Source organism: Paenibacillus amylolyticus, from assembly GCF_036894225.1.
In the GTDB taxonomy this organism is placed as follows: Bacteria; Bacillota; Bacilli; order Paenibacillales; family Paenibacillaceae; genus Paenibacillus; species Paenibacillus amylolyticus.
In genome coordinates this window covers 1,485,152-1,499,612 of the sequence record NZ_CP145892.1, presented here as the reverse complement: position 1 = coordinate 1,499,612, position 14,461 = coordinate 1,485,152, and the positions used below count along the sequence as shown (strand labels likewise).

Annotated in this window: 11 protein-coding genes; 1 reads left to right on the top strand and 10 read right to left on the bottom strand. The window is 46.1% G+C overall.

What is annotated here, in order from left to right; genetic code table 11:
* Positions 1-11: 11 nt before the first annotated feature.
* From V6668_RS06640 to V6668_RS06615, 6 genes are all read right to left on the bottom strand, one after another.
* The gene (locus tag V6668_RS06640; RefSeq protein ID WP_036668903.1) at positions 12-710 is read right to left on the bottom strand and encodes a sugar transferase; all 699 of its coding nucleotides are present in this window, start codon (positions 708-710) and stop codon (positions 12-14) included.
* Positions 707-1,609 (bottom strand): UTP--glucose-1-phosphate uridylyltransferase GalU, encoded by a 903-nt coding sequence (gene galU / locus V6668_RS06635; RefSeq protein WP_036611572.1) that lies wholly within the window; start codon positions 1,607-1,609, stop codon positions 707-709. The genes V6668_RS06640 and galU overlap by 4 nt, the downstream gene beginning before the upstream one ends.
* Positions 1,610-1,796: 187 nt before the next feature.
* Positions 1,797-2,474: a CpsD/CapB family tyrosine-protein kinase gene (locus tag V6668_RS06630; protein WP_036611333.1), complete on the bottom strand. Its 678-nt coding sequence runs from the start codon at positions 2,472-2,474 to the stop codon at positions 1,797-1,799.
* Positions 2,455-3,210: a YveK family protein gene (locus tag V6668_RS06625; RefSeq protein WP_235193748.1), complete on the bottom strand. Its 756-nt coding sequence runs from the start codon at positions 3,208-3,210 to the stop codon at positions 2,455-2,457. The genes V6668_RS06630 and V6668_RS06625 overlap by 20 nt, the downstream gene beginning before the upstream one ends.
* A gap of 32 nt (positions 3,211-3,242) precedes the next feature.
* Positions 3,243-4,001, bottom strand: coding sequence for a tyrosine-protein phosphatase (locus V6668_RS06620; RefSeq protein WP_036611338.1), 759 nt, complete (start codon positions 3,999-4,001; stop codon positions 3,243-3,245).
* Positions 4,002-4,156: 155 nt separating this feature from the next.
* A complete protein-coding gene (locus V6668_RS06615) occupies positions 4,157-4,561 on the bottom strand; it encodes a hypothetical protein (RefSeq protein ID WP_338707983.1) in 405 nt (134 codons plus the stop codon).
* Positions 4,562-4,939: 378 nt separating this feature from the next.
* Between V6668_RS06615 and V6668_RS06610 the strand changes: the two genes are divergently transcribed.
* Positions 4,940-5,308 carry a helix-turn-helix domain-containing protein gene (locus tag V6668_RS06610; protein WP_047841965.1) on the top strand — a complete coding sequence of 123 codons (369 nt, stop codon included), beginning with the start codon at positions 4,940-4,942 and terminating at the stop codon, positions 5,306-5,308.
* Positions 5,309-5,405: 97 nt separating this feature from the next.
* Here V6668_RS06610 and V6668_RS06605 read toward each other — a convergent pair whose 3' ends face one another.
* From V6668_RS06605 to V6668_RS06590, 4 genes are all read right to left on the bottom strand, one after another.
* Positions 5,406-5,561, bottom strand: coding sequence for a hypothetical protein (locus V6668_RS06605; protein WP_017690128.1), 156 nt, complete (start codon positions 5,559-5,561; stop codon positions 5,406-5,408).
* A gap of 230 nt (positions 5,562-5,791) precedes the next feature.
* Positions 5,792-10,390 (bottom strand): glutamate synthase large subunit, encoded by a 4,599-nt coding sequence (gltB, locus tag V6668_RS06600; RefSeq protein WP_338707982.1) that lies wholly within the window; start codon positions 10,388-10,390, stop codon positions 5,792-5,794.
* A gap of 671 nt (positions 10,391-11,061) precedes the next feature.
* The gene (locus V6668_RS06595) at positions 11,062-13,344 is read right to left on the bottom strand and encodes a YhgE/Pip domain-containing protein (RefSeq protein ID WP_047844153.1); all 2,283 of its coding nucleotides are present in this window, start codon (positions 13,342-13,344) and stop codon (positions 11,062-11,064) included.
* A 206-nt stretch (positions 13,345-13,550) separates the two neighbouring features.
* Positions 13,551-14,132 carry a TetR/AcrR family transcriptional regulator gene (locus V6668_RS06590; RefSeq protein WP_036611349.1) on the bottom strand — a complete coding sequence of 194 codons (582 nt, stop codon included), beginning with the start codon at positions 14,130-14,132 and terminating at the stop codon, positions 13,551-13,553.
* Positions 14,133-14,461: the final 329 nt, after the last annotated feature.

The following is a 14,461-nucleotide window of genomic DNA, read 5'->3' as shown; positions in this document are numbered from 1 at the left end:
AGAATCGTGTTTCAAAACGCATCCTTCGAACCTACCAGCACCTTGAACGTTCTGAAGATAATTTTGATATCCACCATCATGCTGCGCTCACGGGCATACGTCAGATCCAGCTCCACCATTTCCTCAAAACCAACACTATTTCGTCCGCTGACTTGCCATAATCCCGTACATCCCGGGATCATCTGAAGACGTTGTCTGTCATAGGAAGTGTAGTTCTTCACTTCTCTGGGCAGAGCCGGTCTGGGTCCAACGAGACTCATCTCTCCTCTGAACACGTTCCACAACTGTGGCAGCTCATCCAGACTGGTTTTCCGAATGAACTTGCCAATCCGGGTAATGCGGGGATCATTTTTCATTTTGAACATATTCCCGTTCACTTCATTCTGATCAATCAGCTGTTCCAGCAGATCTTCTGCATTCGCAACCATGGACCTGAATTTGTACATATGAAACTCTTTTCCATTCTGTCCGACCCGTACCTGACGAAAAAAAACAGACCCCTGCGGGGCCTCAATTTTGATCAGTAATCCGATGACCGCAAACAAGGGGCACAAAATGATCAAACCTATGAAAGAACCCAGCAAATCGAGCATTCTTTTCATAAATAGATACACTTTATCCGCATTTTGTCCTGACATCGTTGATGCATTGTACCCCAGACTTGGGTCCATAACGATCTCCGCTTCCTTCGTTTGGGGAGATGGACTCATTCAAACTCCCCCCCGGCTACATGTTCTACCGACTCTTTTTCCAGAATCTGTTGCAGAGCTTGCAGCATTGGAATTCTAAGTTCCTGTTTTTGCAGAGCGAAGTCGATGGTTGTCAAAATGAATCCCAGTTTCTCGCCCACGTCATAACGTACTCCCTCGAAATCGTAAGCATACACTCCTTGTGTCTCATTTAAGCGCTGAATCGCATCTGTTAATTGAATCTCTCCCCCTTGACCAATCTCTTGTTGCTCCAGATGTTCGAAAATCTCTGGACTCAGTACGTATCTCCCCATAATCGCCAGGTTGGAAGGCGCTGTGCCTTGGGCAGGTTTCTCTACGAACCTGAGAACCTCTGTCAAACGGCCATCCGATTGAAGCGGGTCTACAATGCCGTATCTGTCTGTTTGTTCAGCAAGTACGGTTTGTACGCCAACAATGGAATGTTGAACCTGATCATATTGATCAATCAATTGTTTGGTGCATGGAACTTCCGATACGACGATGTCATCTCCGAGCAACACGGCAAAAGGTTCGTCACCGATAAAGTTACGTGCACACCAGACAGCATGACCAAGTCCTTTGGCCTCTTTTTGTCTTATGTAGTGGATATCCACGTTAGAAGATTTGCGGACCTCTTCAAGCAAGCCCAGTTTCCCTTTTTCCAGCAAGTTATGTTCCAATTCAAAAGCGTTGTCGAAATGATCTTCAATTGCCCGCTTCCCTTTACCCGTTACGATGATGATGTCTTCAATTCCAGAGGCAATGGCTTCCTCAACGATATACTGTATGGTTGGTTTGTCCACAATAGGGAGCATTTCTTTGGGCATCGCTTTTGTGGCTGGCAAAAATCGTGTACCTAGTCCAGCTGCAGGAATGATTGCTTTTCTCACTTTTTTCATAAATACCACCCTATCCTCTTTTTTTTTAGTTTGATAAAAGTTGAACCAGGGCATCTAACCCGTCCTCACGTCATACCTTCGACGATTAACGTCTAAGGTTCATTGAACCCACAGCATGACCGAGTGCCTACAGTGATAAAGGTGCAGTAGACATTACCTGTTTACTTGGGAGCATTGGATGGAAGGTTTACTTCTCTCCGTAGCCCACCGGAACTGCAGCGTTTTTGATATTGTTCAGGATTGCGCCCAGAATTCGTGCATTCACATGCTCCAGAGCAGCCTTGGTCTTCTTCACCAGTTCCTTCTTGACCTTGCCCGAGTTCACGACCAGTAGCACACCATCACACAGCGAACTCACAATGAGTGCATCCGTTACCGCGAGCACCGGCGGTGTATCAAACATGATGACATCATATTGATCCTCTAACTTCTCAATCAGCCTTTTCATCCGGTTGGAACCAATCATCTCGGAAGGGTTCGGCGGAATTGGGCCAGAAGTGAATAATTGGAGATTGTCGATATAACTCTCTCTAAGCACATCTTCCACACTGTACTGATTAGACAGCACACTACTAAGACCGATATGATTCGGTACGGAAAACACCTGGTGCAAGGAAGGATTACGCAGATCCGCATCGATCAGCAGAACTTTTTTCCCTTCCTGGGCATAGGTTACCGCCAGGTTGCTAATGGTTGTGGTCTTGCCTTCGCCGGATTCAGCGGAAGCCACCATGATTTTTTTGATATGACTGTCGATTGAGGAGAACTGGATGTTCGTCCGTAATTTACGGTATCCCTCCGAGATCTGAGATTTGGAGTTAAAATAGGTCACCAGACTGTTATTTTCATTGGTTAGCCGCGACATATTTGCCATCCCCCACTTTCTGTTGAGATACGTAATTTTTCGTATTTTTCAGATCGTCTTTTTTCATTTTGGATATCACGGTAAGCACAGGCAGGCCCAGCTCTTTTTCAAGTTCAGTTTCGGATTTGAATGTGTCATCCAGATAATCCATCAGGAATACAAGTGCAATGGCGAGCACAAGACCTGCGAACAGACTGACAATGATGCTTAATGTGGTTTTCATATTGATTGGAGATGCGTTACTATCCACTTTTGCTTCACTGAGGATAGCCACATTATCGATTTTCATGATTAGGGGGATTTGAGATTGGAACACGTTGGAGATGGCATTGACCGTTTTTGCGGCTTTTTCGTAGGTAGTTCCTTGTACAGTTATGCTCATCACTTGGGATTCGCTGGCTGTAGAGACGGAGGTGCTATTCATGAGCTGTGCAGAGGTTAAGCCTAGGTCCGGATACGTGGTAGCGACTTTATCCATAATGGCGGAAGATTTAATAATTTCTCTGTATGAGTTAATGAGTTTGATATTGGTTTGAATCATGCTGAAGTCCATCATCGCTTGGCCTTGAACGTTAGAGGTCTGGTTCACGATCAGTTTGGAACTTGCCTCATAGATGGGCTGGGTGAAGAAAATGCTTTTGACCCCTGCACCCACACCGGCTATCAAAGCAATTGCAACAATCAACCACAGTTTCTTTTGTAAGAGTCGAAAATATCCTTTCAGTTCCACTTTCATTCCTCCTATACGTTGTGATCTATCCTATGTAACTACCAGATGGACAGTAGCCATTTGCGAGGTTTCCAGCGTTCTGTGACCAGACACGAATTCGATAGAATGTGCGACGCATTCTCTGCCAGCCTCTTAACGGCTTCAGCTCCAAATCGACGCTCAATGGCCCGCTCTCCTTCACTTATGGCAAATGTCCTTTTGCACGTATCATGTGCATCTGATGAAATGAAATGAAACCCGTTTTCTTTGCAAAAATGAAAACACCACTGCCGAACTTTCCGTCCGAAAAGCCCAGTGAAAGATTGAGCGGTAAGCTGACATAGTCCGCCTTGACTCAAGTAATCAGCCAACAACTTTGGCTTCTTCAAAATGACACGATTGCGTTCCGGATGAGCAATAATAGGGGTAATTCCCGCTATTCGTAATTCATGCAGTATCCTGGGGAACTGTGAGGGAATATGACCAAAGGGTAGTTCCAGCAACATGTAACGACTTCCGGCGAGTGTGCAGCACTTTCCTGCATATAAGTCTCCAATCAGGTTGTCATGCACCCTGATCTCCTGTCCGGGACGGATCTCCAGGCGAATGTTGCGTTTGCGAAGTTCTGCATGAAGCAGGTTCACGGCCTGATTGACCACCATCGGTTCATTGTTGTATTGCCCGTTCAGGTGATGCGGAGTAGCAATAATGGAGGTAATTCCTGAGGCTGCCGCCTTCTCAGCCATCGCAACGGACTGCTCCATTCGAACAGGACCATCATCTAGGCCGGATAATATGTGGCAGTGCATTTCAACCATATCCAAACTTCCTGAAATAGTATGAGCCCCCTCGCCCCTTTATTCATTGCGCAAATGCTTTTGGTGTTAAAGAACTAATGCATAACGCTATGAAATATAGTAAAATGGCGTTAAGTACATGTTTTGTTCAGAAAATGTTAAGAATCGACTTGGAATTATATGGTGAAATCAATGTAATGATAGGGTTCTTGCAGAGCCTTTTGTTCTGTTGCCTTTTCATACTGAAAACGGGAAACCGTGGGAAACTGAACTTCAGTAAGCATTGTGTTTAACTGTCCAGTTATATATAGTTTCTGTTCGTGCTGAATATGCAAGTTTGAATGATACATTGTGAGCTCTCCGAAGGGCTGTTTCCATTGCAACCTTGCGCGAAGTCGTACACATACATGATGATCTTCAACATCCAAACCAATGAGCATTTCTGATGATACCGGCAAGTTCAGGTCGCTCAGGAAGGTGATTGCTTGAGTGTCCATTCCAAGTAACAGAACAGGGCGTCTTTTGCGGTCTACCATTTTCCCGTGAAACTCCCGAATGTACATATGGACATTTAATTTCATATCAGCCCATTCCTGAATTATTGAATACATGGTTTCATTCCTTTAGAATGGATTAGCCTACATGGACTGCCTCCACTTCCTTCTCACAGGTATATGGTCCAGGCAACCAGGAGATACTTAAAATATTCCAAATGATACATTTTGTAACTCCATACGTCCAATTTACGATACAATACGTATCATGTCAAGCGGTATTTGGACATGGTTCTTTTGATTTACGACAATTTGAGATGTCCTTAGACAGACCTATTTACAAATGGAAATGGGTTAAAGGAAACACATGAGGAGTTACTCTTTTGCAGGAAAGCTGCCCTGATCAAACACTTGGCTCAGGATTGTTTCAATATATATTTGATGTCGTTCAGGGGGAAATAGCTTATGAGCTACGGAAATCGCATTGCGGAATTACGGGAACAGCGGGGACTTACTCAAGAAGAACTTGCGAGCTCCATTCATATTACAAGAGCTGCTCTCTCCCACTACGAGAAGAATCGACGTAAACCGGATTTCGAAGTGTTAACGAGACTTGCTGACATCTTTGATGTGTCTATTGATTATCTTATAGGACGTACAAAGCAAAGTGATGTCGTGATGGATGAAGACGTACGTGAATTCGTGGATACCTTGGAGTTATCGGACAAAGAAGTGTTAGAACGCTTTGATCTGATGATTGATGGGAAGTCTTTAACAGAAGAAGAGGCACGTCGTTTTATTGCATTTGTCCGAATGGAACGCAGCATGGACTAAACCCGAAAAGAGGACCCAGTTCCCGAGAGATAACCTCTCTGGCTTCTGGGCTTTTTTTGTGTCTTAATTCTTTTTCATTCCATGCTTGTCTATTGTGTCAAGGACGCTTGTTGTTGACGGAGGATACGAAATGGTTCCAACGCTCCGGGTCGATTCCGCATTGCAGTAACACCTTCATGATGTCCATCTGGGTTGCTTCGACTTGTTTACCTGTCGGCCTACGATCGTCCCTGTTTGGATGCTTCATATTCATTCCGCTAACCTCTCTTATCTTTATACTTTCCCTGCCCTCCAAAACTAGCCTTATTATACTTGAGAAAGTTCCTCGATGTTGTCGTCTCATGGCGATAACGTTTTTTGATGGGGTTCTAATTTTGTCGAAAGCAAAATAGGAGCAATATGGTGCCGGAATGGCAACCATATTGCTCCTATTATTCTTAATACAACCTGTTCATGCACTTATAACTTTGAACAAGGAAGTTATTAACCTCCAGCACGTGCAAGTTCACGCATATTCGCTTCAAACGCTGCAAGCAGCGCTGCTTCTCCAGTCAAACCTGTTGCCTGAATCCGTTCGATCTGTTCTGTCATACGTTTGAAGTCCTTCGGAATAACCCGAACGAACTGATTCAGCGCATCTTGCCAGTTATCCAGAACGCGCTGACCGACAGCACTTCCTGTGTTGGCAACATGACGTTGAATCATGCCTCGCAGATCTGCACTTTCGGCCACATCTTCGATACGTTCCAAAAGAACCATTTCCAGATTACAACGTTTCAGGAATGTGCCTTCCGGATCATACACATAGGCAATACCTCCGGACATCCCTGCTGCAAAGTTACGACCTGTATCGCCCAGTACAACGACACGTCCACCTGTCATATACTCACAACCATGGTCGCCTACACCTTCAACGACTACTTTGGCGCCCGAGTTACGTACAGCAAATCTCTCACCCGCAATACCACGGATATACGCTTCACCGCTTGTTGCTCCGTAGAGAGCCGTATTACCGATAATGATGTTATCTTCCGCCTCAAACGTTGCTTTCGGAGAAGGCATCACGATCAGTTTACCTCCGGACAGTCCTTTACCTACGTAGTCATTGGAATCCCCTTCAACGGTCAAGGTCATACCTTTAGGTACAAAGGCCCCAAAGCTTTGTCCGGCAGAGCCGACAAATTTGAATTTAACCGTATCTTCAGGCAATCCTGCGAGTCCATATTTGCGTGTGATCTCACTACCCAAAATGGTACCTACTGCACGGTTAACGTTTGTAATTGGAAGCACCGCTTCAACCGGTTGACCGGATTCAATAGCAGACTGTGCCAGTGGCAACAATTGTTGCATATCCAGCGTTTCTTCCAATTGGTGATTCTGATGTTGTGTACGGTAACGTGCAGAGCCTTCCGGCATTTCAGGCACGTGCAACAATACAGACAGATCCACACCTTTTTTCTTCCAGTGATCTACGGCTTCTACCGTTTCGAGGCAATCTGTACGCCCGACCATCTCCTGAATAGTACGGAAACCAAGATCAGCCATGATCTCACGCACATCTTCAGCAACAAATCGCATGAAGTTAACCACATGAGCTGGATCACCCATATAATTTTTACGCAATTCCGGATTCTGTGTCGCTACACCAACCGGACAGGTATCCATCTGACAGACACGCATCATGATACAGCCAAGTGCAACGAGCGGTGCTGTAGAGAAACCATACTCTTCTGCTCCAAGCAAGGCTGCAATCGCCAGGTCACGGCCGTTAAGCATTTTGCCGTCTGTTTCGAGGACAACACGGTCACGCAGATTGTTCAGCATCAACGTTTGATGTGTCTCTGCAAGACCCAGTTCCCAAGGCATACCTGCGTGGCGAATCGAACCTTGCGGTGATGCACCTGTACCACCGTCATAGCCGCTGACGAGGATAATGTCGGCACGGCCTTTGGCTACACCAGCTGCGATGGTACCTACGCCCACTTCCGATACAAGCTTCACGTTAATCTCAGCACGCGGATTGGCATTTTTCAAGTCATAGATCAACTCAGCCAGATCTTCGATCGAGTAGATATCGTGATGCGGTGGTGGCGAGATCAGACCTACACCCGGTGTAGATCCACGAACTTCAGCAACCCAAGGATACACTTTACGTCCTGGCAGCTGTCCGCCTTCACCTGGTTTAGCTCCCTGAGCCATTTTAATCTGAATCTCGTCGGCATTAACCAAGTAGTTGGATGTAACACCAAAACGTCCGGATGCTACCTGTTTAATCGCACTGCGACGGGAATCCCCGTTGCTATCTTTAATGAAGCGAGCCGGGTCTTCTCCACCTTCACCGGTATTGGATTTACCTCCAACACGGTTCATAGCGATGGCAAGATCTTCATGCGCCTCTTTACTGATCGAACCGAAGGACATTGCACCTGTTTTGAATCGACGCATGATATCTTCTACGGATTCAACTTCTTCGAGTGGAATGGAAGCTCCTACCGGTTTCAGCTTCAGCATGGAGCGAATGGTCAACAATTGATCATTCTCACCTTGCACAAGTTTGGAATATTTTTTATACAGCTTGTAATCCCCAGTGCGTACTGCATGTTGCAGGGTATGAATGGTTTGCGGATTGAACAGATGCTCTTCTCCGTCGTTACGCCATTGATAATCCCCACCGGAATCCAATACTTTATCGTTACCGTCTTTTTCCGTAAAGGCACGGTTATGATGTGTCAACGCTTCGGCTGCCACTTCTTCCAACCCAATTCCACCGATACGGGAAGGTGTCCAGGTAAAGTAACGGTCAACGAAATCTGATTTCAGACCTACCGCTTCGAATATTTGAGCTCCCCGATACGATTGAATCGTAGAAATCCCCATTTTGGACAACACTTTAGTAACACCTTTGGTAGCTGCTTTAATGTAGTTTTTCACTGCTTTCTCATGCGAGATACCACGCAGCAATCCTTGCTGAATCATGTCATCCAGCGTTTCAAAGGCCAGATAAGGGTTCACCGCACTTACACCGTAACCCAGCAGCAACGCGTAGTGGTGAATATCACGCGGTTCTGCCGATTCAAGCATAATGCTGACTTTGGTTCTGGTTCCCTGGCGAATCAGATGGTGATGCAGACCTGCTACAGCAAGCAATGCAGGAATAGCAGCATTCTCTGCATCCACACCGCGGTCAGACAGGATCAGAATGTTATGACCTTTGTCGATGACACGATCTGCAGCTTCGAAGAGCAAATCCATCGCTTTGCGAAGTCCTTCTGCTCCTTCCGCAGCGGTGAAGAAGATTGGAATCGTCATGGAGCGGAAGCCTGGGCGACGCACATGGCGAATCTTCGCAAAGTCTTCATTGGACAATACCGGTGTATCCAGACGAATCTGGCGACAACTCTCCGGTTCAGGGTTCAGCAAGTTGCGCTCAGGACCAATGGTTGTTGCTGTAGACGTTACAATCTCTTCACGGATTGCATCGATTGGCGGGTTGGTTACCTGGGCGAACATCTGTTTAAAATAGTTGTACAGACGCTGCGGACGATCCGACAGCACAGCCAGCGGTGCATCATAACCCATCGAACCCGTAGCTTCCATACCTGTTGTTGCCATCGGCTCCAGGATTTTACGCAGTTCTTCAAATGTATAACCATATGCCAGCTGAAGCTGGGTCACGTTATCATGTTTTGGATCAGGAAGTTCCGGTGCTTCCGGCAACTCGCTCAGATCCATTAAATGCTCATCAAGCCAATCCTGGTACGGATTCTCGGCTGCAATGATTGCTTTTACTTCCTCATCCGCGATGATGCGGCCTTCTTGTGTATCCACAAGCAACATCCGACCTGGACGCAGACGATCTTTGTACAGGATCTCTTCCGGCGCGATATCAAGTACCCCAACTTCGGAGGACAGGATAATACGGTCATCCTTGGTTACATAATAACGAGCTGGACGCAATCCATTACGGTCAAGTGTTGCACCAATTTGCAAACCATCTGTAAAGGCCATTGCTGCTGGTCCATCCCAAGGCTCCATCATCGTGCTGTGATATTCATAAAATGCTTTTTTGGCAGGGTCCATGCCCTCATCTGTGCTCCAAGGTTCAGGAACCATCATCATGGCCACGTGTGGCAGGGAACGACCACTCAGATACAGGAACTCCAGCGTGTTATCAAACATGGCTGTATCCGAACCGTCCGGATTGATAACCGGTTTTACTTTCGTGATGTCGTTACCAAACAACTCGCTCTCGAACAAGGATTGCCGTGCATGCATCCAGTTCACGTTACCACGCATCGTATTGATCTCACCGTTGTGGATCATGAAGCGATACGGGTGGGCACGTTCCCAGCTGGGGAAGGTGTTGGTACTGAAACGGGAATGCACAAGTCCAATGGCCGATTCCACGAGTTCTTCCTGCAGATCCAGATAGAACCCGCCAACTTGTTCAGTTGTCAGCATGCCTTTATATACAATTTTACGACAAGACATGCTCGGAAGGTAGAACGAACCACCTTCTGCTTCATCTGCCGAATAACGAATAGCCAGCTCAGCGCGTCTGCGAATAACATACAGCTTACGCTCGAATCCAAGCTCATCCTTCACATCTGCGGATCTTCCAATAAACACCTGACGTACATAAGGTTTTGCTGCAAGCGCAGAACGGCCAAGCATTTCATCAAAAGTAGGAACATCCCGGAAACCCAGGAACGTCTGACCTTCTTCTTCAATAATCTTCTTAAGGCTCTCTTCATGCGCACTGCGAATGGCAGGGTCCTGGGAAAGGAACAACATCCCTACGCCATAGAATCCCTGTTCAGGCAATGCAAAACCAAGGCGTTTCGCTTCCTCTGCAAAAAAGCGATGTGGAATCTGAATCAGGATACCTGCTCCGTCACCGGAATTCGGCTCACTTCCCTGTCCTCCACGGTGTTCCATGTTACTAAGCATGGTCAGTGCCTGACTAACGATATCGTGTGAAGGTACTCCTTTGATGTTGGCAACAAAACCCATTCCGCATGCGTCTTTTTCGAACTGCGGGTCATACAGACCCTGTTTTGGAGGTAATCCGATGTGTCTCATGGAACGCAACCTTTCTATAATGAAGTATTTCGGAAAGATCAAGAACATAGGCAACAGGCAACAATGAAACGGGAGGAGCTGGCCTTTCGCTTGCGATAGAGCCTGCTAGATAGAAGAGGTGACAGCATGAGACTGTCAAAAATAATGCCTGCTATTGGGCAGAAGCCATTAAATGAGATGAGCTGATCCGGACGATCCGGCAAACAGCCTGTATAAATCAACACGCAGCCGCTGGCACGGCTACTGAAATGGAGCGACGTTTTTTTGATATAGTTCTATTATTTTAACACCGACCTAACATCAGCGCAATTTAAACTTTTTAATACCTCTGATAAGAAATGTTTTGCAGTACAGCTTTACAGTAGTGACGTTTAAATTCATCTCTTTTTCGAATAATTATACACTTTTTAAGCCAGAGTACAACTGAATTAAATTGCTGACAGAAGAAAATCGTTCCATGTGCCGCCTACGTTTATCCATAATTCCACCAAATTTTCACTGCTTAATCCAGCGAAACTTTACTTCTCTATGCATTTGTATACAAAATAGCCTGCAACCCCTTTTTGGGGTCACAGGCTATTTGCACTATTTGACTACTATATTGCATAATTTCACTACAAGAAAATAAAGTTTTTTTCAAAAATATGACCCTGCTGAAGATCAGGTTCGACTTATGCCGTCACAACTTGACCAGAATCAGCCTGTTCGACTTCTTTTTTCGGACGTCTGCCATTCCAGAGGAAGTAAGCAAGCGTCAGCAGAATGGATACACCTGCATAGATGCTAAGAATACCTGCCTGATGCCACATCACATCCAGATTACCACTCGATACCACGGCTTTGAAGCCCATAATGCTGTGTGTCATTGGCAACCAAGGGCTAAATGCCTGAAGCCATGATGGAATCAGTTCTACCGGGAAGGTTCCTGCACTAGCCGCAAGCTGGAAGACCAGAAGCAGAATGACAACATAACGTCCAGGGAGATCCAGCCAGGTTACAAGTGCCTGAACAATCAACATGAAGGTCAGCCCCGTAATAATGGTAAACAGATAGAACAGCCCTACGCTGTGCGTCTCCAGTCCAAGACCATATAACATGAAACTTGCCACGATAACTGATTGGAAAATACTTACGGACCCAAATACCAGTGTCCGGCTGACAAAACGATTCCAGCCTGTTGCACCAGGTACGGACGTTTCCCGCATTTTCAATACAATTGTGGAAATCAACGATCCCACAAACAGACCGATCGACAGGAAGAACGGTGTCAATCCTGTACCATAATTGCTCACGTTCTCTGCTGTATTCTCCGAGGAGTTTACCGGTTCAGCGAACATGTTCACTACATCATCCGTTTTCTTAACTTCAGATGTTTTCTGTGCGGCATCATTCAGCTTGGTTTCCAATTCACTCGAGCCATCTTTTAGCTCAGTAAGGCCGTCAGCCAGTTTGCCCGCGCCATCACCCAATTGCTTGGAACCATCGGTTAGTGAACTAACGCCACCACTGAGTTTACCTACACCCGTTTGCAAAGCTGTTGTTCCTGAGCCCAGCTGCTTGGCACCATCTGCAAGCAATGTACCGCCACTTGCAGCATCACCCAATTTGCCGCTGAACTGCTTCAGACCATCGGAGAGTTTCGCTCCTCCTTGACTAAGCTGCCCTGCACCAGCCAGTAATTGCTTCTGACCATCCACCAGCTGGTTCGCACCAGCAAGAAGTTGCTCCTGACCTCCATGAAGCTCGGTTGCACCCGCAGCCAGTTGCTGGTTGCCCTGATGCAGCTGATCTGCACCTTGTGCCAGCTTCTGCTCGCTCTCATGCAGTTGTGCACTGCCATCAGCAACAGCTTCACTTGCTGCAAGCAGCTTCTGTACATCCGCATTTTCAGCCAGTTCGGGGTTCGATGCAGCAAGCTGTTTCAATCCGGCGGCTACACCCTGTGCACCATCAGCAACCTTGGAGCTGCCATCTACAGCCGATTGCAGGCCTGTTGCCAGAGTGCCACTGCCCTGAACAGCACTTTGCAGACCATCCGACAGCTTCGCACTGCCCTGTTCTGATGATTTCAGACCAGCCTGCAACTTACTTGTGCCATCCAGTGAAGACTGGAGTCCAGTTTCCAACTTGGCGCTACCATCCTTCAACTGATCTGCTCCGCTTTGAAGCTGGCTCGAAGCAGCTGCCTGAAGCTGTTGCAGACCGGATACAAGATTTGATGTTCCACTTTCAAGCTTGGTTGCCCCTGTGTGCAGCGCGTTAACACCATCACTTAATGGAGAAAGTCCTTCCTGAAGTTCAAGCGTTCCGGATGCAAGCTTCGCCAGGTTATCCTTGAGCTTAACAGCACCATCATCCAGTTTGCCTGCGCCGGTATTCAGTTCACCCGCCCCATCGCCTGCTTCAGCCAAGCCATCCGATACTTCGGAGAACTTGTCGAGCAATGTTTCTGCATAGGATTCCGTTACTTTGGCTGAGACTTTTGCTTTCAGGTCCTTAATAGCGGTCTTACCGATCTGTGCACCGACAAAACTGTAATTGCCATTCGGTTCATAGATCAGATCAGCCGGCTCCGGCTTGTCATCCAGCAATGTTGTTGCCTGAGATGAGAAGTTCTCCGGAATCGTAATTTGCATATAATATTTGTCATTACTCATGCCTTCTTTAGCTTGACTGGCACTGACAAAATCCCATTTAAAATCGGCATTTTTCTTCAACTCATCCACCAGATCACTACCTACATGGAGGGATTTGCCCTCCAGCTCAGCGCCTTTGTCCAGATTAACAACGGCAACCGGCATCTCATCCACATGACCATACGGGTCCCAATAGGCTGCCAGATAGATGCCACTATACAGGATCGGTATAAACATAATTGCAATAACAGGGATCAACACCTTCGGGTTTCTCACGGCCGATCCCACATCCTTGAAAAACACGGATAAAGATTTCATGTCATTTTCTCCCCTTAATCTCTCTGCTCCATGAGCAGGAATAACCATAATGAAATACAATGTCGCATTCCAGAAAACATACTGAAACACGAAGTGACCACTTTCCTCAAACGGTCACTTTAGGACAAAAAAACAACCTGTCTTCCGACAAGCCTCCCTGCTTGATACGCGTGAAAATCCTTATATTATAGTAGATTAAATTTGGATTACGTTACAGCAGCAATTCCTTCCATTAAGAAAAGGCGAAAGTAAGTCTTGATTTCCTCTTTGCTCAGCGGTTGATGTTGTTTGCTCCAGTCTGAGGTGAGTGCAATATACAGGCGAATCATCATAAATGCGACGACTTGCGGATCACAATCTCGAATCTCTCCATTGTCTTTTGCTTTCTCAAGCTCCTTAGCCAGAAAGTCGGAGATTACTTTCTCCACCTTGTCCAAACCTTCCTTGGCCTGCAGCGTTCCAAAGTCCTTCAGCTCCTGAGATAACTTAACGAGCAGATCGTGATCACGACGAAACTCCAACAAGGCATCCAGTACCCGAAACAGATTATCGAAAAATGCACTTTCCTGATGTACTTCACGATGCGCGATGTTTTTCATTTCCTGAATCACTTCTACCAGGATCTGATCAAACAATTGTTCCTTATTGGTGAAAAACGTATAGATCGTTCCTTTGCCAACGTTCGCAATCTTGGCGACCTGATCCATCGTCGTTGCTTTGTATCCAAACATGGCAAACGACTGGGCTGCTGCATGAATAACCTGCTGTCTCCTGTCAATCGGAGCCATCTAATCCCTCCTTTAATCACATTCATTGTTCAATCGCTCTACATAAATGACCAGAAATACAATTCGGTCATTCGGTCAAAAACTACAATACCACCTTCGAAAACAGATTGCAACCCTAACATTTTAAAAATTGTGTTAATATTTTTTAACCTAAATGCAGTGGAAACTCCTTCTGTCGTCGTCTATAGTGTAAGATGACTCAGATAATACGTGTATATAATGAAGTTTAAGTTGTCTCATTGTATGATATATGGTGTAAATATTCATAGAAGAAACATGATTTTGTGCTTCAATGTATATTCATGTAGTAACGCATTCCATAGCTAGAA

Coding starts and splice junctions, on each gene's coding strand:
- gltB (WP_338707982.1), bottom strand. CDS start 10,390: ATGAGACACATCGGATTACCTCCAAAACAGGGTCTGTATGACCCGCAG.
- V6668_RS06590 (WP_036611349.1), bottom strand. CDS start 14,132: ATGGCTCCGATTGACAGGAGACAGCAGGTTATTCATGCAGCAGCCCAG.
- V6668_RS06605 (WP_017690128.1), bottom strand. CDS start 5,561: ATGAATATGAAGCATCCAAACAGGGACGATCGTAGGCCGACAGGTAAA.
- V6668_RS06640 (WP_036668903.1), bottom strand. CDS start 710: ATGAGTCCATCTCCCCAAACGAAGGAAGCGGAGATCGTTATGGACCCA.
- V6668_RS06610 (WP_047841965.1), top strand. CDS start 4,940: ATGAGCTACGGAAATCGCATTGCGGAATTACGGGAACAGCGGGGACTT.
- V6668_RS06615 (WP_338707983.1), bottom strand. CDS start 4,561: ATGAAATTAAATGTCCATATGTACATTCGGGAGTTTCACGGGAAAATG.
- galU (WP_036611572.1), bottom strand. CDS start 1,609: ATGAAAAAAGTGAGAAAAGCAATCATTCCTGCAGCTGGACTAGGTACA.
- V6668_RS06630 (WP_036611333.1), bottom strand. CDS start 2,474: ATGTCGCGGCTAACCAATGAAAATAACAGTCTGGTGACCTATTTTAAC.
- V6668_RS06620 (WP_036611338.1), bottom strand. CDS start 4,001: ATGGTTGAAATGCACTGCCACATATTATCCGGCCTAGATGATGGTCCT.
- V6668_RS06595 (WP_047844153.1), bottom strand. CDS start 13,344: ATGAAATCTTTATCCGTGTTTTTCAAGGATGTGGGATCGGCCGTGAGA.
- V6668_RS06625 (WP_235193748.1), bottom strand. CDS start 3,210: ATGAAAGTGGAACTGAAAGGATATTTTCGACTCTTACAAAAGAAACTG.